This window comes from Streptococcus downii (genome assembly GCF_004353325.1).
Taxonomy (GTDB): domain Bacteria; phylum Bacillota; class Bacilli; order Lactobacillales; family Streptococcaceae; genus Streptococcus; species Streptococcus downii.
The window spans coordinates 274910-296324 of the sequence record NZ_MZNX01000009.1 but is presented as its reverse complement, the minus strand read 5'-3'; the positions used below and the strand labels follow the sequence as shown (position 1 = coordinate 296324).

Here is a 21415-nt window from a genome sequence, read left to right as displayed (position 1 = left end):
TCCTTTAAAAAGGGTTGAAGTCCGAGAACTCTAATCACCTAGCAGTGATGGTTCTGACTCCTACCCTCTCTTTCATTTTTATAGCAAATGGGCTTCGCGCTTGTCAAAGCTTTCCTTTGCAAGGTCAACCAAACGCTCAATTAGTTCTGGGTAGCTGATTCCCATATTGTCCCAAAGTAGTGGATACATAGACCACTGGGTGAAACCTGGCATGGTATTAAGCTCGTTTAGGAAAATCTCGCCCTGATCTGTATAGAAGAAATCGCAACGAGACAGACCAAGACCACCAATCGCACGGAAGGCTGTTTCAGCATTTCGACGCATGACAACTACCACATCATCACTAATCTTGGCTGGGATGTCCATGGTAATCTTGTTATCGATATATTTGGCATCATAGTCATAAAAGGCAACATCCTTGACCACTTCACCTGGCAAAGTGCTCTTGACATCGTAGTTGCCCAAGAGACCAACCTCAATTTCGCGCGCATTCACCCCTTGCTCAACCAAGACACGGCTGTCATATTGGAAGGCAAGTTTCAATGCTTGACGGAGTTCCTCTTGATTTTCAGACTTAGAAATACCGACACTAGAACCCATGTTTGATGGCTTAGTAAAGACTGGATAAGTCAATTTTTCCTCAACTTCAACGATTTTAGAGGTTACATCATCGCCTTCAACGATGGCCACATAAGGAACTTGGGCAATCCCTACAGATTCCAAAACCCGCTTGGTCGTGATTTTGTCCATAGCAAGGCTGGATGACAAGATATTACAGCCGACATAAGGCATTTTCAAGATTTCCAAGAATCCTTGAACAGAGCCATCCTCTCCCATCGGACCGTGAAGAACTGGAAAGACTACTGCACCTTCTTCATAGATGGCACTTGGCGCTATTTTCTTGTCCCAGTCAATAGTCGCATTGGTCATGAGACGATCCTCTTGACCTGGAGTCTGGCTAAATTCTTGCGTTTTGATAAAGTCACCTGACTGACTAATAAAGAAAGTCTTGACTGTGAAACGGTCGTAGTTGACCGCACGCATAACACTTTCAGCTGAAAGGACAGAGACTTCACGCTCTGCACTCCGCCCACCGTATAAAAGAATAATCGTTTGTTTCATATTACTGTCCTATTTTCTAATAGAATACTCGCACCTTAGTATATCATATTTGCTTCTTTTTTGAAACTTGAACATGGTACTGGTAGTAAAGAAATATAAAAAGAGACCGATAACGACAAACTCGGTCTCTCCGTTCTTGCATAAATGAATTGAGTTCGTAAATTTTTTTACTCCTACAACTCTGTTCGATTTTCAATAGCTCGTAAGAGTGTGACTTCATCCGCATACTCGATATCTGCTCCCACGGCCAGGCCTCGTGCTAGGCGAGTCACCTTGATACCAGCTGGCTTGAGGAGACGAGAGAGGTACATAGATGTCGCTTCCCCATCAGCCGTCGCATTGGTTGCCACGATCACCTCTGAAACCTCACTATCCATGAGACGGGTCATGAGACTCTTGAGATTGATATCATCTGGACTGATGCCATTCATCGGAGAAATGAGGCCATGCAAGACATGATAGAGTCCGTGGTATTCTTGGATGTTTTCCATAGCTGCAACATCGCGACTATCTTCTAGCACTAAGATGGTTGTCTGGTCTCGAGTCGGGTCCGTACAGATCGAGCAAGGATCATCATCGGTCAAACGACCACAGATGGAACAATAGGTCAATTCCCGTTTGGCAGACAGTAGGTTTTTGGCAAATTCATTGACATCGTCATCAGACATCCCAATGGTATAGAAGGCTAGACGGGTAGCCGTTTTGATCCCGATACCTGGTAACTTTGAATAGCTATCAATCAGCTTGGCAATAGGTGTTGGATACAGCATATGTTCCTTTCTAATTCATTGGATGGTGTTTGTTATAAAGATTGATAATGTCGCGTGCAATCGAAGGTCCGACACCGTTTGTAAGGTTGGTGTTATGAGGAAAGACGACTGCAACCGCAATCTGTGGATTTTCGGTTGGTGCATAGGCAACTGCGTTGGTATTGTTGGCTTTTTGACCGCCATTAACATAACTTTCGGCAGTACCTGTCTTTCCACTGATGGAAACGGCTGCGCCATTTGAAAAGGCACGACCAGTTGTCAGAGCGCTCGTTCCATGAGAAACTTGATAGAAACCTTGTTGCAAGATAGCCATATCTGCTTCTGAGATATTAACCTTGTTCATTTCCTTGGTAGCTGTTTCTTGAACTAGACTACCTAAGCCACCTTGGTCATTGTTTCCATAAACCCCTTCAACGATGTGGGGAGCCAATCGTACGCCGTTGTTTGCAATGGTCGCGACATACTGGGCTAACTGCATAGGTGTGTAGTTGTCAAACTGACCAAAGGCATTATTTAGATAGTTGGCCAAATCAAATTCTTTTGGTATAAATCCTGTTGATTCATCTGGAAGATCAATCCCTGTTGAAGCTCCGAGTCCATATTCCCCGAAGGTTGATCGCAATTTGCCCATTGCTGTCTCTAGTTGACCCGTCGCTACCATCATATTGGGTTTATAGGTCTGTCCCATTATTCCCAGAGCTGTTTGCACCATGTATGTATTTGAAGAATATTCCAAGGCTTCAACCGCTGTGATAGGAAAAGAACCGTAGGACAAGGTATACCATGAATTGATCGGAGCCGAACCTTGGAAAACAATCGGCTGATCTGTCAAAGTTTGATTTCCTGACAAGACCCCATTTTCCCAACCAGAGCTAAGGGTTGCCGCCTTGACAACAGAACCTGGCACAAAGACGTTAGTGACTGTACCTAGAGAGTCTGAGCTCAGTTTGCCTGATTCAACATCATGCTTGACACCTGACATAGCTAGAACTGCACCGGTTTTAGGATTGAGGGCTACAGCGTAGACTCCTTCAGAGTATTTGGCTCCACCGTTACCCAACTCCGAGTTGAAGTAGCTCTTGAGTAGATCATCCACACCATTCTGGAACGCTAGGTCAACCGTTAACTTGATATTGTTTCCTTTGCTTCCTTCTTCGACATTTTCTACACTTTCCATATTTCCGTGTTTGTCGAGGTGGATTTCTTTGACGGAGCGTTTGCCTTGGAGAACATCTTCATATTGCTTTTCAAGATAGGAAGTTCCCACTCGGTCATTGAGAGAATACCCTTTTTTAAGATAGGCATCGACTTCCTCTGCTGGAAGACCTGATTTTTCACTTGATACACTACCTACAATTGAAGACAAAGAAGTGTCTAGGACTTTTCTATCCCATGAGGTTGAAATACTGATACCTGGTAATTCCTTGGACGCTGATGCAACGAGAGCAACTTGGGTATCATCTAAGGCATCCGTAGAAATGGTTCCCGTCGCAAAATTTTCAACGGCATTGAGCTGACTAAAGAGATAGATCTCCTTTTTCTGGTCATCTGTATAATTGAGTTGACTCGCATCAATACTTTCAACCGCATTATTGTAGAGAGTCGCTTCTGATAAGCGATTTCCATCTGAATCTAGACGTTTATCACTTGGCAAGGATTCGACTGTTTTTTTGTAAACGTCCTGGTCCGCTAAGTAGTAGTCTGCAATCTGACGGTCTGTCAGATTAGGGGAGGTTACATTCACATATGTGAGAAGTTTCTTGGCTGTCTCCTTCAATTCTGCTGCTGTCATTTTGTTGTTTCGGGTGAAAGAAACAACTTGCTTGACAGTGTTTTCTACCAAGGGTTTCCCTGCTGCATCATAAATCTGCCCTCGAGCTGAACTGGTTGTCACCCTAGTCTGGCTGGCTGATGCCAACTTTGCTTCATAGAAATCTTTATTCAGTACCTGCATGTATAACAATCGACCGATAATGGTCATAAACAGCAGGATAACAATGGCAAACAGTAAATTAAGCCGAATCGGAATCGAATGGCTATTAAATTTTCTCATACAACTAAGACTCTTTTCTAGAAAAATTTCCGATTTTCACCTTCATTTTCAGCTAAAATAATAGAGCAAACGGGTGAAGCTCAGTACATTTCATTGTACCATATTTTACGGAGAAACTCTTGGAAAAGTCGAAGCATTTTTTGACTTTTAACTGAAAATGCCTTTTTATTTAGTTATCCTAACTTCTATGATATAATGATGTTAATAAGCAGGCAATCGTCAACTTTTAAGAGTTTGACTCATGAAAAGGAGCTCCATGAAAAAGCAGGATATCGCAACTATTATTGATCTTCATTTTGAAGAATTAACAGAGTTAGAGCAGGAAATCGCTCGCTATTTTTTGCAGGTAGATACGATTGTGGATGATCTATCATCGCAACAGGTTACTCAAAAACTGCATGTTTCCCAAGCTGCTCTTACCCGTTTTGCAAAAAAATGTGGCTTTACTGGCTATCGAGAATTTGTCTTTCAATACCAGCACCAGGCTAGTAAACCGGACACTCATTCGCACAAACACAGTCCTTTGACCAAACGTGTTTTACGAAGCTACAGTACCATGCGAGAACAAACACAGGATTTGATCGACGAAGAACAACTGGAACGAGTTGCCCAGCTAATCGATGACGCTGAACGAGTTTACTTTTTTGGAACGGGAAGTTCTGGTCTGATTGCCCGTGAGATGAAACTCCGTTTTATGCGTCTAGGTGTTGTCTGTGAAGCTTTGACCGATCAGGATGGCTTTGCATGGACGACCAGTATCATGGATGAAAACTGTTTGGTACTTGGCTTTTCCCTATCAGGCACTACCCAATCCGTCCTCGATAGTTTGTTGGATGCCAAGGAAATGGGGGCTAAGACCGTTCTCTTTACCAGCGCTCCAAACAAAAATAGTCAGGCTTATACCGAAACAGTCCTCGTCGCAAATCATAGCCAATCTTCTTACATCCAGCGTATTTCCGCTCAGCTCCCTATGCTCATTTTAATAGATTTGATTTATGCCTACTTTTTAGAAATCAATCGCGAGAGCAAGGAAAAAATCTTTAACAGCTATTGGGAAAATAAAAAACTCAACGGCTATTGTAGACAAAAACGCGTTAGAAAATCCTAGTTTGGCTCAACCAAACTAGGATTCTTTTGTTTTAATACTCTTCGAAAATCTCTTCAAACCACGTCAGCGTCGCCTTACCGTACTCAAGTACTGCCTACGACTAGCTTCCTACTTTGCTCTTTGATTTTCATTGAGTATAAAATGATAATTGGCTAATAGGTGGTCTTTCCTATTTTTCCCTTTGTGCTGATGCTTTTTTATCTGCGTTTTTCAATTCTTCCTTAAATTCTCCTTTCTGTTTTTGAATGTTTGACAACAAAAAGGAAGTATCGGCTATTTGCTTTTACTTCCTCTCTTTAATTTTATTTAATTGTTTTGCTTCGACAAACTGAGATTTAAATTTTAACCCTTCAGGAACATAAATGAGCTATTCTCCTGAGGTACGTTCTATAATATCATAGTTTAATACAAAGTGTAGCGATATAGTCATTTCCATACCGTGATAATCGATGTCTTTTGTCACATGATTCATAAAAATCGATCATAGCGAGACCATTTTTTAGTTGTCCTCTAATCTGATTTTCTAAGGTATGGCTAAATTCATATCCATATTCTGGATTGATGGTGATTTCGCCTTCCTCTTCAAGCTCTCTTGAATTAAAAGGTAGTGAAAACTTTAAAAGTAATTCCTCATCGGGTTTGTCCCATACAATGTCAGCATTATACATATATATCCAAGGATTCATAAATCCGACCATTAACAGTCCACCCTTTTTCAATACTCGAGCGGCTTCTTTATACATGTTTTCTAAATCTTCTATATATACATTTGAAACTGGATTAAAAACAATATCAAAAGTTTCATCTTCAAATGGAAAAGGTTTTGTCATATCGCCTTGAACGGTATTGATCTTTAAGCCTTCTCTTTTAGCAACCATCTCGTCTCTTTCTAATTGTGATGTAGAAAAATCCATGATGGTGACATCATAACCTTTTGCAGCAAAAACGGGACCCTGCTGACCACCACCACAAGCTAAACCTAATATCTTTTTTCCCTTGGCTTTTTCAAACCATTCTGTTGGAACTTTTTTTCCAACAGTTAAGGCAACAGAAATTGGATGTTTTCTAGCTTCTTCTAATTCTTCATGTGTCAACGGCTCAGTGTAGTCATTTTTTACATTATTCCATCTATCTTCATTTAATTTTATATAATTACTCATCTTACAATCTCCTCGTAATTTTATATGATTTCGACTTCAGGTGAATAGGTTGCCATTACAGTTTTATCACCTCTACAAATTCTAATTTGTCAATTCTCATCCATCTCATTATATCACTTTTCCACATTTTCTCATTTACTCAAGCTAAATATCAATTCAATGGATGATAGAATTGCTCTCTCCTTAACTTCTCATGCAAGTCGGTTATTTTCTCCTAGTTTCTCACGATTACCTCCTTTGGCTCAAATTTTTCATCAAAAAAAGAATTAAGCAAAACAGTTTTCACTCAAGTAGTGACTAAGTGTTTTTCTTAATTCTATAGCTCCAAACTAGGATTGTTTTGTTTTGAAATGATAATAGGCTCCCAACATCCCTGCTGTGTTTTGGTGATGGGCAAATTCTAATCTCGTCTTTTCAGCTAGGCTTGGTACCAAGGCCGCCTTCAAGGCTGTGCGGATCTTTGGTTTGAGGATAGCCTCTTGCCCCATGATACCGCCACCGAGAATGACCACTTCTGGATTGGCAACATAGCAAATATTTGCCAGACCTTTTCCAAGGTAATCTACCATGCGGTCAATACCTGCCATACAGATCTTGTTTCCTTCGGTAGCTTCCTTGAAAATGCGTCGGCCATTCCACTGATCAACTGAATCACCATGAGCTGCTGCTACATACTCCACCAAAGCTGTCGTAGAAGCCAAATCTTGGAAAGTCCCATCCTGCATATGCATGTAACCGACTTCGCAGGCTGAATTGCTAAATCCATGGAAAACTTTCTCATCCATAATCAAGCAACCACCGATACCTGTTCCAATGGTCAAACAAAGTGTCACACTCGCTCCCTTGCCTGAACCAGATACTGCCTCAGCAAGACCTGCACAGTTGACATCATTTTCAATTTCGCAAGGAATATTAAAGCTAGTCTCGATTTCCTTCTTGAACTGGGTTCCTGCATAGTTAGGGATTTGAGGTCCCGCATAGAAAATTTCCCCCTTATCAGGATCCACCATTCCTGCAGAAGAAATGGCAACACCTGCTACTGGGCCTTTTTCTAAATAGCTGGCTACGATATCTTTTGTCTTTTGTAAGATATGAGGTCCACCCTTATGCGCCTCGGTTGGCATTTCATGCGATTCAACAAGTTGGCCTTCTTGGTCAATCAAACCATATTTGATGTTGGTTCCACCGATATCAATTGCAACGTAGTGTGTCATAAATACCTCCTTATGGATTAGAGGAAGCGCTCCTTGGTTTCACGAATCAAGGCTGCTGCTGCTTCTACAACTGGTCGATCTTCTTCAGTCACTGGTGTCAATGGTGAACGAACTGATCCAATGTTAAGTCCTTCATTGATCTTCAAGACTTCTTTGATGACACCGTACATATTTCCATGTGCAGCAGTCAATTTACCAATGATTGCGTTGATAGCGTATTGCAATTCACGCGCTGTTTCCAAATCTTTCTTAGCAATCAACTCATTAAGTTTCAAGAAGAGTTCTGGCATAGCACCATAAGTACCACCAATACCAGCTTTGGCACCCATGAGGCGACCACCTAGGAATTGTTCATCTGGACCATTAAAGACGATATGGTCTTCTCCACCAAGGCTGACAAAGGTTTGGATATCTTGAACTGGCATAGAAGAGTTCTTAACACCGATAACACGAGGATTCTTCAACATTTCAGTGTAGAGACTTGGAGTCAAAGCAACACCTGCCAATTGAGGAATATTGTAAATCACGTAGTCTGTGTTTGGAGCTGCAGCACTGATATCATTCCAGTATTTGGCAACTGAGTATTCTGGCAAGCGGAAGTAAATCGGTGGGATTGTTGCAATGGCATCTACACCCAAGCTTTCCGCGTGGCGAGCAAGTTCCATACTGTCTTTGGTATTGTTGCAAGCTACGTGAGCGATGATAGTCAATTTCCCTTTGGCAACTGCCATGACTTCTTCCAAAATCAACTTGCGGTCTGCCACACTTTGGTAGATACATTCACCAGAAGAACCATTGACATAGAGACCTTGAACTCCCTTATCAATAAAGTATTGAACCAAGGCACGCGTACGCTCTGGACTGACTTCTCCTTGATCATCATAACATGCGTAGAAGGCTGGAATGACACCTTCGTATTTTTTCAAATCTGACATAGATTTTCTCCTAAGATTTCTTTTTTCTGCTGAGAGCAGTTCTATTTTTTTACAAGTTTAGTATACACCTTGTGAAAATCGCTTTCAATATCTTGTATACACTTAGATTTTAGTTTCTACCTGTATTTTAGAAACTGTAACGATTGAAAGTAGTTTCAGAAACACCTCATCCTACTGGTATTTGGCGAAAATTTTCTCCATCAATCCTGCTTGGAGAAAGACTAGCAAACCAAAACCAAAGAGGATAAAGGCTGACCCACCCAAAAGGAGAGTGAAGGCGGACAGATAGAGAACCATCACTATGAGAAAGAGAATGGCTAGCATGAGGAAGAACCAAGGAAAGTTAAAACTTGCCAAGATAAGCCCTTTTTGCAGCACTTCTTTCCAAGACAAATCATAGCGCGCAGCGATGGGATAACTAGCTAGCATCACCAGAGTGAGGAAGATGAGAATCCCCAAACAAATTGCTTTCACAATCTGGAAAGGCAAAGCTGTCTGGCCCCAGAAAAGATAGAGGTCTAGAAGGCTTAATAACACAATGCCCAACTCTAACAGACCTAACTGAAGCCCCAGTTTCAGATTTTGCTTGAAAGCTCTTAGATAGGTTCTGAAAACTGGAACTCGTCTGCTTCTCTTAATCTCAAACATGGTTTCATAGAGGCTGATTTTCGCCACTCCAATCGTCACAATGGGCAAACAAGAGACGACAAAAAGAAGATTGACTGTCACGATATCCAAGACCTTCTCACTGAAACGCATGAGAAAATTATCTGTATCAAATGCTGCCTTGATAAGGCTTACTCCTTTTTGTGCCATGTTTGCTCCTCCTGATTCTTTTAATCAATCAAAATTTTAAAGAGATATTTGCGAACCTTCTCTTCCATCCCTGCATAGCCATTTGGCTGATGCGGTTCTCCTGGGAAGAAAATCGCAAAATTGTGATAGCCCAACAAGAGTGGGTATTTTTCATGACAATGGACAAAGCCAATGTCACTCGCTTCGTCGAATGCTACTGCCTCATCTTTGATACGTGAACCGTAGCTCGAATATTCATGTCCTTCTACCAGCAAATGCAAGTCTGCATAGTTCTTATGGTGCTCAAATTGATCATTTTCAGCTTGATTAAGGACATTTTCCTGAACAACTAGAAAGACCTTATCCCCGTCAATCTCATACTTACCGAGTTCAAAAGAATCCTTACGGTGCTGATAGAGATAGTCGATAGCCTTGTCTAGATTGTGATGGATTCCCTTGTAAAAGGCGATGTTTTTCAAATCGTCAAAAATCATACTGTTTCCTTCGTTTCTGATAGATAACTAAAATCATAAATTAAGTTGATAAGTGTCTGACAAAACTTCACGAAGTAACTGCATACTCTCCATTTTGTAGACACTTATAACTCTATATTCTCTTATACTCAACGAAAATCGAAGAACAAACTAGAAAGCTAACCGCAGGCAATACTTAAGTATGGCAAGGTGGTGCTGGTGTAGTTTAAACTCGATTTTCGCAAGTATTATCCTTTAACAGCTCCCATAGTAATACCCTGTGTGAAGGATTTTTGGAAGACAAGGAAGACTGTTACGATTGGCACGGCTGCAAGAGCTGCACCCGCCATAATCAAACCATAGTTGGTTGCCATTTCGGCCTGCATGGTCGCAACCCCGAGTGAGATGGTCAAGTTTTGACGTGAAGTCAACATAACCAACTGCATAAAGTAGTCGTTCCAAGTATTGATAAAGGTAAAAATCGCAAGAGCTGCAAATCCTGGTTTCACGATAGGGAAGGCTACGCTCCAGAAAGTACGAATCTCACCACAACCGTCGATTTTAGCTGATTCAAGCAATTCTGTCGGGATATTTTCGCTGAATTGTTTCATAAGGAAGACCCCAAATGGCCATCCGATCAAAGGCAAGATCACTGCCCAGAGAGTATCGTGAATTCCCATGAAGTTGACGATACGTACCAATGGTACAAGGACAACTTGTTTTGGAAGTGCCATGGCAGCGATAAAGACTGCAAAGAGGATGCGTTGACCATAGAAACGTTTTTTAGCCAATACATAACCTGCTAGAGAAGAGGTTGCACAGACTAGGAACATGGTTACTAGTGAGATAAATACAGAGTTCCACATCCACTGCATAGCAGGGTTTTGCACCATGAGTTGTTGGAAGTTCTCCATGGTTGGCATTTTAGGGAACCACTGTGGCGGAATCATAATGGTATCAGGCTGTGATTTGAAAGCCCCTGTCAAGATCCAGTAGAATGGAAAGATGAACAGTACGGTCAACAAGAGCAAGATAATCGTTGAAATAACAGTGAAAGCTGTTAAAGGTTTCTTTTGTGTAGATTGCATAACTGTCTCCTTTCTTTAGTATTCTACGTCGTTTCCGAGGATCTTGAATTGAGCAAAGCTGACAATGGCAATCATCACTGCCAAGAAGACACCGATGGTATTTGCATAGCCGTACTCTGTCAATTGGAAGGCTTTTTCGTAAAGGTAGTACATCAAGGTACTTGTTGAGTAGTTTGGGCCACCAGATGTCAAGAGCTGAATCAAGGCGAAACATTGGAATGAGTTGATGGTTGTGATGATTGCGATGTAAAGAGTTGTTGGAAGAAGGCTAGGCCATTTGATCTTCCAGAAGACTTGAAACTCAGTCGCACCGTCTACACGCGCTGCTTCAACAAGTGAGTTGTCAATATTCCCCATGGCAGCGATATAAAGGATAATCGGTTGACCAACAGATGTTGTCAAAAGGATAATCATAATCGCTAGCAAGGCCCAGTTTTTGTCACCCAGCCAAGAAATGTTTTGGCTGATGATGTGGCTTGACTTAAGGACAAAGTTTAGAATCCCTGATAGGGGGTCATAGATCCATTTCCATACAACCGTTACGGCAACACTACCTGTAACTACAGGAAGGAAGAAGACGAAACGATAGAAAGAACGGGCAATGGCATTTTGATGATAGGTTTGAGATGCTACAAAGAGCGAGAAGAGAACCACAATCGGTACTGATCCAATAACTAGGATAACGGTATTGATCAAAGACTTAGTAAAGACAGGGTCTTTAAACATACGAATGTAGTTGTCCAAGCCAACAAACTCAAAGCTGGTCATGGAGTAGTTAAAGAAACTTGTAATGAATCCCATAATCATAGGAGCCAAGACAAAGATAACAAAGAAGAACAATACTGGTGCTAGGAAAGCATAGGAAATCACTGTTTCCCGCATACGAATTTTATTGACTTTCACAGTCGGCACCTCTCTTTCAAATAGAATAGTTTTTGATTTTCTTGAACTGTTTTAAAACCAAAATGAAATTTTTTAAGATTCGCTTATGTAAGAACTTCATTTTAATTTCGTGACAGTTCCTACCATTTCAAACAAAAGTCCCCCTTTTCTTACACCGTAGTGCTCAGGGAAAAGGGGGGAATCAATCTGACTTAGTGCTTATTGTTTTGTAGCTTTTTTGATGGTTTCGTTAGCTTTATTAGTGAAGGCTTTCAAAGCATCCGCTGGTTTTTCGTCACCATTTGATACAGATTGCAACATTGGGAACCAAAGTGTTCTCATTTCAGCAAATCCATCGATAGTATTGTAGTATGGTGAGTAGTATTTAGTCCAGCCACTGATTGTTTCCATACGTTTGTCTTCATAAAGTTTGCCAAATGAAGTACGAACTGGGAAGGCACCTGTACGAACTACGTCTTTAGGACCCCATTCTTTGTCATCTGCGATGAATTGAACGAATTTCTTAGCAGCTGCGACTTTCTTATCGTCTTTGTTGTTAAATACTGCAAATCCATTTACAAGGTATTCAAGAGATGGTTTACCAGAGTCTGATGGGAATGGTACTTCTACCACGTCTACCTTACTTGCTTCCAAGAGTTTCGCTTGGATACCGTTTTGAGCTGGTGCCCAAAGGATTGTGTATGATGTTTGACCGTTCGCAAAGTTTTGGATGTCTGCTCCACCGTCAAATTGTGAACCGTTGTTCAATAGACCGTCTTTAATCCAGCTAGCAGCTTTTTCAAGACCTTTGACGAATTTAGGATCGTCAGTTGTATATTTTGTTACATCTTTATCTGTTACAGAACCGCCATAAAGGTTTGCGATGAAGGCACGTGTTCCTTGGTCTCCCCCTTGACCAGAACTGAACAATGAACCCGGTGTATATCCTTTATCTTTAAGCGCTTTCAAAACTTTTTCAAAGTCATCAGTTGTCCAACCTTCTTTTACAAGGTTCGCAACTCCAGCATCTTCCAACATTTTCTTGTTCATAGCCATATAGAATGGAGCAGAACTGATTGGATACATGTAAGCTTTGTCTCCAGCCTTACTTGCTTGTACGATGTTTTCGTTGTTGACATCTTTGACGAATTCGTCTGTGAAGAGGTCGTTCAACTCAGCCAATTTACCATTTTTACCGTATTGGATGATACGCCCTGGTGCGTCAAAGAGTACGTCTGGCGCTGTTCCTGCTTCGATGGCTGTTGTGATCTTTTCTGGACCTGACTTGAAGTCGATGGTTTCCAATTTCACTTTTACATCTGGATTTGCTTTTTCGAAAGCTTCGATGATTGATTTTTCATAAGTTCCAACACCATCGCCCGTTTTTTCTTGTGTAAATACTGGGAATGCCCACCAAGTGATTTCTGTTTTTCCGCTATCGCTTCCTGATTTTCCAACATCTTTACTTCCACCAGAGTTACCACAAGCAGCAAGGCCAAGAATCGCAGCACCTGCAAGTACTGTACAAGCTAGTTTTCTAAATTTCATTTGTATTCTCCTAATTGTTAAGCGTGTCCATATTGGATAGTGAGTAACCTTCTATTTGTATACGTTTTCATTTCATTTGACGCATCGACCACTCTCCTCTGTTTTGAGATTGTATTATTTAAGACCGGCAACAAAGCGTTCCGTAATCTCTTTTGGTCTAGTAATAGCTCCACCAACAACGATGCCTCGCACCCCATATTCAAGGATTTGCTTAGCTTGTTCTGGTGTATGAATTTTCCCTTCAGCGATGACATCCACACCTGCTTCACACAGTTTTTTGATCAGTTCAAAGTCTGGATCATCCACTTTCGGACTATAAGAGGTATAACCTGATAGGGTTGTTCCGACAAAATCAACACCTGCTTCAACTGCTGCAATTCCTTCTTCAAAAGTACTGGTATCAGCCATCAAGAGTTGATGCGGATATTTTTCTTTGACTTGTCGGATAAAGTCTTGGATTTCCAAACCATCGTAACGTTCACGTTTGGTACAATCCAGAGCAATGACCTCAATGTCTAGTTCAGCCAGTTCATCAACTTCTTTCATAGTAGCTGTAATGAACGGTTCCTGCGGCGGATAGTCACGTTTGATAATCCCGATAATCGGGAGTTTCGTAACCTCCTTAATCTCCTTGATATCGCGAACACTGTTTGCTCGGATACCGACTGCTCCACCTTGCTCAGCCGCTTTGACTAGCAAGGGAATGACTCCTCCCGCTTCTGTATAAAGCGGTTCATGAGGAAGTGCCTGACAAGAAACAATGATTCCATCTTTGATTTGTTCAATCAAGGCTTCTTTGCTAATCTGTGGCATCCCATTTCCTCCCTTTCTTGTTCTTATGGGCTTATTATATATCATTTGTTAAGCGCTTTCAATAGTTTGTAGTGGAATAGATTTCAGTTTCAAAACTATTTTATAGAACAGACTATCCTGAAAGTAGTTTCAGGCATCTTAGAATTTCTTATTAGCACACCTTGAGCCGAAAGAAAAAGATAACAGACTGAAAAACCTGCTATCTCCTTCTATTTTTACAAAGTCAAATGATTAGAATTATTCTCTTACTTTTCTCTCTTTTTCCCCATTGCAAACAAACCAAGGAAGAAAGCTGTTAATCCTAGTGAAGCTAGGAAGCCACTCTCCTTGTTCCCTGTATCAGGAAGTGTCTGCTGAGCAAGAGGAGCTTTGTAAGTATAATCTTCTTTTTTAGTAAGAGTTACAAGTGAATCAATTTCCTTGTATTCTGCGATTTCATGCACAGCTGCCTCAGCGCCATTCACACCACCTTTGTACTCTGGTACTTCATGGACTGCGGCTTCAACAGCATTAACCCCGCCTGTAAATTCTGGCTTTTCAACTGTCGGAGCGGCCTCTTCACCCGCTGTGCCTAATGGGTCTGTGTACTCTGGAAGTTCATGGACAGCTGCCTCAACAGCATTAACTCCGCCTGTGTATTCTGGCTTCTCGACTGTTGGGGCTGGCTCTTCGCCGGATGTCCCTAGTGGGCCTGTGTGCTCTGGGACTTCATGGACTGCGGCCTCAACAGCATTAACCCCGCCTGTAAATTCTGGTTTTTCAACTGTTGGTGCTGGTTCCTCACCCGCTGTCCCTAGTGGGCCCGTGTGCTCTGGGACTTCATGGACTGCGGCCTCAACAGCATTAACTCCGCCTGTGTATTCTGGCTTCTCGACTGTCGGAGCTGCCTCTTCACCCGCTGTGCCTAATGGACCTGTATATTCTGGCACTTCATGAACTGCGGCCTCTTCACCATTCACACCGCCTGTAAATTCTGGTTTTTCAACTGTTGGTGCTGGTTCCTCACCCGCTGTCCCTAGTGGGCCTGTATATTCTGGCACTTCATGAACAGCAGCTTCACTTCCGTTCATTCCATTCGAAAGCTTAGTGCCCGCTACAGAGACTGGTAAATTATGCATACTTTCAATAGCACCTTCTGCCAGACCTGTAACTTTTTGACCCATATCCTCTGAATCCACCGTAAATAGGAGGGTTTTTGTGTCATACTGGGTCATGAAGCGTGCTGTTTTACCGTTTGCCAATTGAAGGGTTGGTGCCTTGTTGACCAATACTTCCGAATCAAACTCCATAGCAAGAATGCCTGGCCATTTTTCAATCGCGTATTTCACTTTTGCTTCTTTAGGAGAAATTCTGTCTTTGCTTAAGAAATCCCAGTTGAATTTCTTATAGGATAAAGTATAATCGTTTTGATTACCATCCGCATGCTCATAAAGCAAACCATATTCGCCATTTCCGAGTTCTTGGAGTGAGTTGTAAGCAAACTTACCACTTTGTATAGGATTGTGTTTCAACCATGTCAACTCACCATTCTCCTCAACACGAGCCAGGTGAACCAGACCATTGTTGCGTCCAGGACCACCAGCATTGCTGAGTAGAATGTATTCCTTTCCTTCATGCATGGTGTGAATAGCGGACATTTGAACATAAACGTCTTTTACTTGAGGATAACGTTTGATTTCCTTATCCCACGTTGCTCCCCCATCATGACTGGTCGCAACCTGAAGATCGCCAGTCAACCCACGCATAAAGAGCTTGAGATCCCCATTATTCAACTGAACAACAGTTGACTCCGTATTTTGGGCACCTGGATTATTCATGGTTGAAGAGTGAATGGTTTGGTTTCCTACTGGACGGTTATCATTAACTGCTTCACCTGCTTGCCATGTTTCACCATGATCATCTGAATAAATTACACGAGATGATTGAGAACCACTTAGGTAGGAAACGTTGTTTGTTGTATAAACTGGAATCACCAGTCTTCCCTTATGAGGTCCTGTACGCAAGGCAATCCCAGTACCAGGTCCAGTTCCTAGGAAGTGCATCCAATCTTTCCGAATCCCATGTGTAATATCTTTTGGTGCAGACCAAGTCTTCCCATCGTCATCACTGTAGGACATCCATAGGTAGTTGGTATTGGAAACTCTAAAAATATTCTTCTCGCTATACTCAAAATAAATATTTCCGATTAGCTCATTCCCTTTATACAAATCCCCCTTATCGCTGTAGGCTGGTTTTTTAGGGTCAACGACGACGCGATAATCTGTCTTTCTATTTTGAGGGTCGAAAACCTCTCCGTTTTCTCGAATCGTATAGCGACCTGATTCTCCTTGCTTATATAAAACTTGATAAACTTTATCTCCCACTTGTTCATAAGCTTTCGGAGCTTGTCCCGGCAATGAAAATACTGCCTTACTTTCAAGGAACATGTCGTAAATTGCAAAAATTCTCTTTGTTTCAGGGTCTTGTACCAAGGCCATATCAATATTGACTGGAGATGGCCAATCTGCATGTTTAGCGTGCTCATTGTCACGAGGATTTGAGATTACAATTCGGTCTCCCCATGTTTTTCCATTATCTGAGCTACGACGAACAACCATCCCAATATCTCCCCAGTCAGAATGGTGCAAACGTCTTTCATCCGTTCCAGCAATCAGCGTTCCTTTATCAGTCTTGAGAAGAGCTGGGATACGATAACTCTTGATACCATCTTTATTTGGTTGATTGTTCCTACCACCTTCAAAGACGTCTTCTTTCTCAGTAACTTTTGCTCCCTCAGGAAGTTTCTGTTCCAATTCACCTCTTTCAAATAATTGACTCCGTGTTTGAACTTCATCTGGGCTTAGAGCACGATCATAAACGGTTAGGTTTCGAACTTGTAGATTTGAGGACCAAACTGTTTTCTTGCCCCGTTTGGTTGCTCCAAGTTGAGCTTGATTAACATTTGGCATATCTTTGATAAAGTTCCCAGATTTTAGACTTGTTCGAGATAAGACACCGTTCACATAGAGACGAACTCGACCATGAGGTAACTCCGCTGTCGGTTGTTCGACAGTAAAAGTCACGGAATTCCATTGTCCTGGGCGAACTTTCAAAGGAGCATCTGTATACTTATCATAGAACTGCTCTCCGTTAGCGCCACGCCCTTCAATAAGAGCTGTATTATCAAGGACCGACATAGTAAAGTACTCATTTTCCTTGGTGTCACTGGATACAGAGAAGAGATTGTAAAAGCGTGGAGCTGATGCATCTGGTTTGAACTCCATGTGAACTGTAGCATTTTTTAGTTGCTTTAGTTTATCTAGTTCACTTGATAAATCAACTCTCTGACCATTTGCTGCATTGGTTTCAACATCTTCTTTTTCAAGGACAGGATTAGCATTTTTTAAATCTCTTGAGTAATAGTCACGAGGAATAGCACCCTGATCCTCTGATTCCTCTTCCTTATTTGCTTCTTCTGCAGGGGTCTCCGTAGAGGATGGGGTTTCTGATTCTGCACTCTCATTTTTTTTCAAGTGATCTTGGTCCACCTCAACGCCGTTGTCTTGTGCTGCTGCCAATTTACCAGCCAAATCCTTATCCAAATGAGTAAGATCTCCCGAGGACGCTTCTTTTGGCAATTCTGATAAACCTTGACCAGGTTCGACAGTTTCTGTATTGGCTCCTGCTGCATTGGCTTGCTCTTGAGCTAATACTGGATTTGCTCCAAATACTACTGTACCAATCACTACAGATGCCGCCCCAACCGCAAATTTCCGAATGCCATATCGCTGTTTCCGATGTGAAGATTTATAATTCATGTTTGTCCTTTCATTTTTCATAAAAATAAAGCGCTTTCTTTTTTTCTTAAAATTTTTAGTTCCTCCAACTAAACAAGTAAAAAGAAAGTAACCGACTGAATGAGACCTCCCATTCTTCAAACGTCCACTGCTCTTACTCTCTGACCAAACAGCGGAAAGTTTCCTCCTTTCGCACAATGTCTTTCCCTTATTATACAATAAACTCTGAACTTTATAGCTAAATGATATAGAATAGATTCTACTTTCAAGAATAATTTAATATTTTAAATTTACAAAAAGTACTTTCAGGGTTTTGTGATAAAAAAGAGAGCTAGTGCCCTCTCAAAGTTATTTTTTTACATAGGAAAAAGGAATCTCACTGCCACAGAGCCAGTTGTAGACTTGGTCATTGACAAAAACATTCATGGCTTCGTGAGCATACTCAGGCATGATGCGATAGGACTTGTCACAGGTCAGACGGTTGTAAATCGCAAACTGGGTAATGGGATAGCAAACATCGTCATCCAAGCCCGTAATCATCCTGACCTCACCCTTGATACGATGGGCAAGATTTTTCACATCGATATAGGCAAGAGTCGCCATGATTTCTTCCTCTGTTTCATGGAAGGGATCGTGGAACTTGAAATAACGGAAGAGTTCATCATAGGCTTCACTGGTATTGCCAATCTCAAGCACTCGTCTAAAGTCTGACAAGAAAGGATAGATGGCAACTGTTCGCTGAATCCGAGGATTGAGCGCTGATGCAACCAGAGCTAAAGCTCCTCCTTGTGAGGCACCATAGCTAGAAAGTCGCTTCTCATCCACCTGAGGCAGACTGGCAACAATTTCAACCAACTGGTAAATATCCAGATAGACATCCTTATAAAAGAGGTGGTCCCGACCTTCCACAGCACCACGGATGATATGCCCCTTCACAGTATTTCCAAGAGGAGAACGCAAGCCGTCTTGCGAATAGCCCGACTGGCCCCGCACATCCATGGAAACAACACCGTAACCAGCCACAGTATAGGCCAGCATGTCAGCCCAGTCCCAACCACGTCCCATATAACCATGAAAGTGGAAGATTAGGGGAACTTTACCCTCACTCTTTGGAAGGACGACGCGTGCGTAGACCTTGCCTTCATTGGTTCCTTCAAAGGTCAGCTCATAACACTTGACTTGAGGAATGTGGAAATCTCTTTCCTCCAACTGGTAGGCTGGAAGAGTGGAAACTTTTTTTAATTCCTCATCCCAGAAAGCATCAAAGTCTTCTGGAACCTCATCCCGTCCTTTATAAGTCTTAATTTCTTCTAACAAAGCTGGATGTTTCATAGCATGCTCCTTTAATTTTGTAATCGCTATCACAACTGTAGCATATCTAGGAAAGCAATGCAAGAAAGAATGGCAAATAGAAAGTGATTTTAGATTCTCTAACTTCAAACCTATCATCTGAAAGTAGTTTTAAAAATAAAAAGAGCGTTTCCGCTCTCTGTGTATCAATAGGTGCTAGCTCCTTTCTCTAGTTTGACGGTTTGGAATTTCTTTTGGTAGGTTACTTTAATAGTCATGTGAGGGTCCTCGTTTCTTTTTGATGACTCTAGTATAAGACCCAAACCTAAAAACTAGCTTATAGATTTCTTAGAGAAGGCTTAATCCAGATGTTCTCTTTTTTCTAGATGGAGAGCAATCATGCGCCATTCTGGATCCTCTTGCCAGCCTTCTATCGAACTAATGTAGCTAGCAACCTTTCTGGCTTCTTCTAAAATCGGAAAATCTTCGATAATATCAGCCACTTGGAACTCTGGCAGTCCTGACTGTCTGGTTCCAAAAATCTCACCAGAACCCCTCATTTTCAAATCTTCCTCTGCAAGGACAAATCCATTAGTCGTTTCTGTCATGATGCGCATGCGGTCTTTCCCTGACTCAGTCTTGGGATTGGCAACGAGAACAGCATAGGACTGCTTGTCCCCCCGACCAACACGACCTCTGAGCTGGTGAAGCTGGCTGAGACCAAACCGATCGGCATCCATGATAATCATGACGGTCGCATTGGGAACATTGACCCCAACCTCAATAACCGTCGTCGAAACCAGAATATCCATTTTTCGCTCTTTGAACTCCTGCATGATCTGGTCTTTTTCATCACTCTTCATCTTACCATGTAGAAGAGCCACCTTTGCCTTGCCTGCAAAATGAACTGTCAACTCCTCAGATAAGGCAATGACATTTTTCAGATCCAGAGCTTCTGATTCTTCGATCAGGGGAGAGATGACATAGGCTTGCGAACCCTTTTGAATTTCCCCCTCTAACCAAGTCAAGACCTGAGGCAGTTGCTCATGCTTAATCCAGCGCGTCACAATAGGTCTTCGTCCTGCTGGCATCTGGTCAATAATGGAAACATCCATATCACCAAAGGCTGTGATAGCCAGCGTCCGAGGAATCGGTGTCGCTGTCATCATGAGAACGTCAGGATTATCTCCCTTTTCTCGCAGAATACGCCTTTGCCCCACACCAAAACGGTGCTGCTCATCGATGATAATCAAGCCAAGACGAGCATAATCCACCCCGTCCTGAATCAGAGCGTGGGTTCCAATAATCAAATCAGCCTCACCCTTGGCAATGGTCTCTAAAACTTCTCTTTTTTCTGCAGCTTTTAAGGAACCTGTCAAGAGAGCCAGTTTCAAGTCCGGAAAAAGACCCTTCAAACTCTCAAAATGCTGCTCTGCCAAGATTTCTGTTGGCACCATGAGGGCTGCCTGATAGCCAGCTGTCACCGCCGCAAACATGGCCAAACCAGCGACTACTGTTTTTCCGCTCCCCACGTCCCCTTGTAAGAGACGATTCATGTGGTGGTCGGACTTCATGTCGGACAAAATTTCCTGCAAACTCTTTTCCTGAGCTTGTGTCAGGGCAAATGGCAGACTTTCTTTAACCACCGACACTTTTTCCTGAGACCAATTCAGAACCAGACCACTTCCCTGAACTCTATTTTCAGATTTGAGCGTCTGCAACTGCATTTGAAAATAAAAGAGTTCCTCAAACTTGATACGGCGAAGGGCCTGCTTGTATTCTGCCAAATCCTTAGGAAAATGCATGGCACGGACAGCCTGGCAACGGGACATAAGTTTGTATTTATCAAGTAAAGACTGAGGAAGATTTTCCTCTATCAAGAGGTCCAGCCCCTGATCAAAGGCCGTCTTGATGACCTTGACCAGACTGGCTTGACTGATTCCTTGAGCTAGACGATAGACAGGCTGGAGGTCATCTTCCACCTGAGCTAGGACCTTCATCCCAGTCAGACTGGCCTTGGCACGGTCCCATTTTCCAAAGACAGCAAGGGTTGCTCCCAACTCTATCTTATCTGCTAGATAGGGCTGGTTAAAGAAATTCACCGAAAAAACGACTTCTCCCTGCTTGAGACTAAAACGCAGGCGATTGCGCTTGAAACCATAATACTGGACACTGGCAGGAGTCACGACTTGACCAGACAGAACCGCCTTTTCTCCGTCTTCCAACTCTAGCACCTGCTTGGTCTTGAAGTCTTCATAACGGAAAGGAAAGTAGAGCAAGAGATCTTGCAAGTTTTCAATTCCTAGTTTGGCGTATTTCTCTGCTGACTTTGGTCCCACGCCAGGTAAGACATGCAAGGGTTGATGTAGATTCATGCTCCACTCCTTT

The 21415-nt window shown here is 42.3% G+C and carries 16 protein-coding genes; 1 reads left to right on the top strand and 15 read right to left on the bottom strand.

Features of this window, described 5'->3' with window-relative positions; genetic code table 11:
* Positions 1-78 precede the first annotated feature (78 nt).
* From E2R31_RS07690 to pbp2b, 3 genes are all read right to left on the bottom strand, one after another.
* The gene (locus E2R31_RS07690) at positions 79-1122 is read right to left on the bottom strand and encodes a D-alanine--D-alanine ligase (RefSeq protein ID WP_132973790.1); all 1044 of its coding nucleotides are present in this window, start codon (positions 1120-1122) and stop codon (positions 79-81) included.
* Positions 1123-1295: 173 nt separating this feature from the next.
* Positions 1296-1892, bottom strand: a complete 597-nt coding sequence (recR, locus tag E2R31_RS07685; RefSeq protein ID WP_000966754.1) for a recombination mediator RecR — start codon at positions 1890-1892, stop codon at positions 1296-1298.
* Positions 1893-1902: 10 nt separating this feature from the next.
* Positions 1903-3945 carry a penicillin-binding protein PBP2B gene (gene pbp2b, locus E2R31_RS07680; protein ID WP_132973788.1) on the bottom strand — a complete coding sequence of 681 codons (2043 nt, stop codon included), beginning with the start codon at positions 3943-3945 and terminating at the stop codon, positions 1903-1905.
* Positions 3946-4201: 256 nt separating this feature from the next.
* On the opposite strand from pbp2b, the gene E2R31_RS07675 reads away from it, so the two are divergent.
* A complete protein-coding gene (locus E2R31_RS07675; protein WP_125844343.1) occupies positions 4202-5053 on the top strand; it encodes a MurR/RpiR family transcriptional regulator in 852 nt (283 codons plus the stop codon).
* A gap of 395 nt (positions 5054-5448) precedes the next feature.
* On the opposite strand, the gene E2R31_RS07670 is transcribed toward E2R31_RS07675, so the two are convergent.
* From E2R31_RS07670 to recG, 12 genes are all read right to left on the bottom strand, one after another.
* Positions 5449-6213, bottom strand: a complete 765-nt coding sequence (locus E2R31_RS07670; RefSeq protein ID WP_132973786.1) for a class I SAM-dependent methyltransferase — start codon at positions 6211-6213, stop codon at positions 5449-5451.
* Positions 6214-6542: 329 nt separating this feature from the next.
* Positions 6543-7427, bottom strand: a complete 885-nt coding sequence (locus tag E2R31_RS07665; protein WP_132973784.1) for an ROK family protein — start codon at positions 7425-7427, stop codon at positions 6543-6545.
* Positions 7428-7444: 17 nt separating this feature from the next.
* A complete protein-coding gene (locus E2R31_RS07660; RefSeq protein ID WP_132973782.1) occupies positions 7445-8362 on the bottom strand; it encodes a dihydrodipicolinate synthase family protein in 918 nt (305 codons plus the stop codon).
* 171 nt (positions 8363-8533) lie between these two features.
* Complete coding sequence (locus tag E2R31_RS07655; protein WP_084926105.1) at positions 8534-9178, bottom strand: DUF624 domain-containing protein; 645 nt, start codon at positions 9176-9178, stop codon at positions 8534-8536.
* Positions 9179-9198: 20 nt separating this feature from the next.
* Positions 9199-9651 (bottom strand): NanQ anomerase/TabA/YiaL family protein, encoded by a 453-nt coding sequence (locus E2R31_RS07650; protein ID WP_049537109.1) that lies wholly within the window; start codon positions 9649-9651, stop codon positions 9199-9201.
* 227 nt (positions 9652-9878) lie between these two features.
* Positions 9879-10718, bottom strand: coding sequence for a carbohydrate ABC transporter permease (locus tag E2R31_RS07645; RefSeq protein WP_070696207.1), 840 nt, complete (start codon positions 10716-10718; stop codon positions 9879-9881).
* Positions 10719-10733: 15 nt separating this feature from the next.
* On the bottom strand, positions 10734-11600 hold the full coding sequence (locus tag E2R31_RS07640) for a carbohydrate ABC transporter permease (protein ID WP_001209417.1): 867 nt from the start codon (positions 11598-11600) through the stop codon (positions 10734-10736).
* Between the two features lie 219 nt (positions 11601-11819).
* The gene (locus E2R31_RS07635) at positions 11820-13148 is read right to left on the bottom strand and encodes an ABC transporter substrate-binding protein (protein ID WP_132973780.1); all 1329 of its coding nucleotides are present in this window, start codon (positions 13146-13148) and stop codon (positions 11820-11822) included.
* Between the two features lie 114 nt (positions 13149-13262).
* Positions 13263-13961, bottom strand: a complete 699-nt coding sequence (locus tag E2R31_RS07630) for an N-acetylmannosamine-6-phosphate 2-epimerase (protein WP_132973778.1) — start codon at positions 13959-13961, stop codon at positions 13263-13265.
* Positions 13962-14206: 245 nt separating this feature from the next.
* On the bottom strand, positions 14207-17758 hold the full coding sequence (locus E2R31_RS07625; RefSeq protein WP_132973776.1) for an SIALI-17 repeat-containing surface protein: 3552 nt from the start codon (positions 17756-17758) through the stop codon (positions 14207-14209).
* Positions 17759-18085: 327 nt separating this feature from the next.
* On the bottom strand, positions 18086-19069 hold the full coding sequence (locus E2R31_RS07620) for an acetylxylan esterase (RefSeq protein WP_132973774.1): 984 nt from the start codon (positions 19067-19069) through the stop codon (positions 18086-18088).
* A 317-nt stretch (positions 19070-19386) separates the two neighbouring features.
* Positions 19387-21402 carry an ATP-dependent DNA helicase RecG gene (gene recG, locus E2R31_RS07610; RefSeq protein WP_132973770.1) on the bottom strand — a complete coding sequence of 672 codons (2016 nt, stop codon included), beginning with the start codon at positions 21400-21402 and terminating at the stop codon, positions 19387-19389.
* Between the last annotated feature and the right edge of the window lie 13 nt (positions 21403-21415).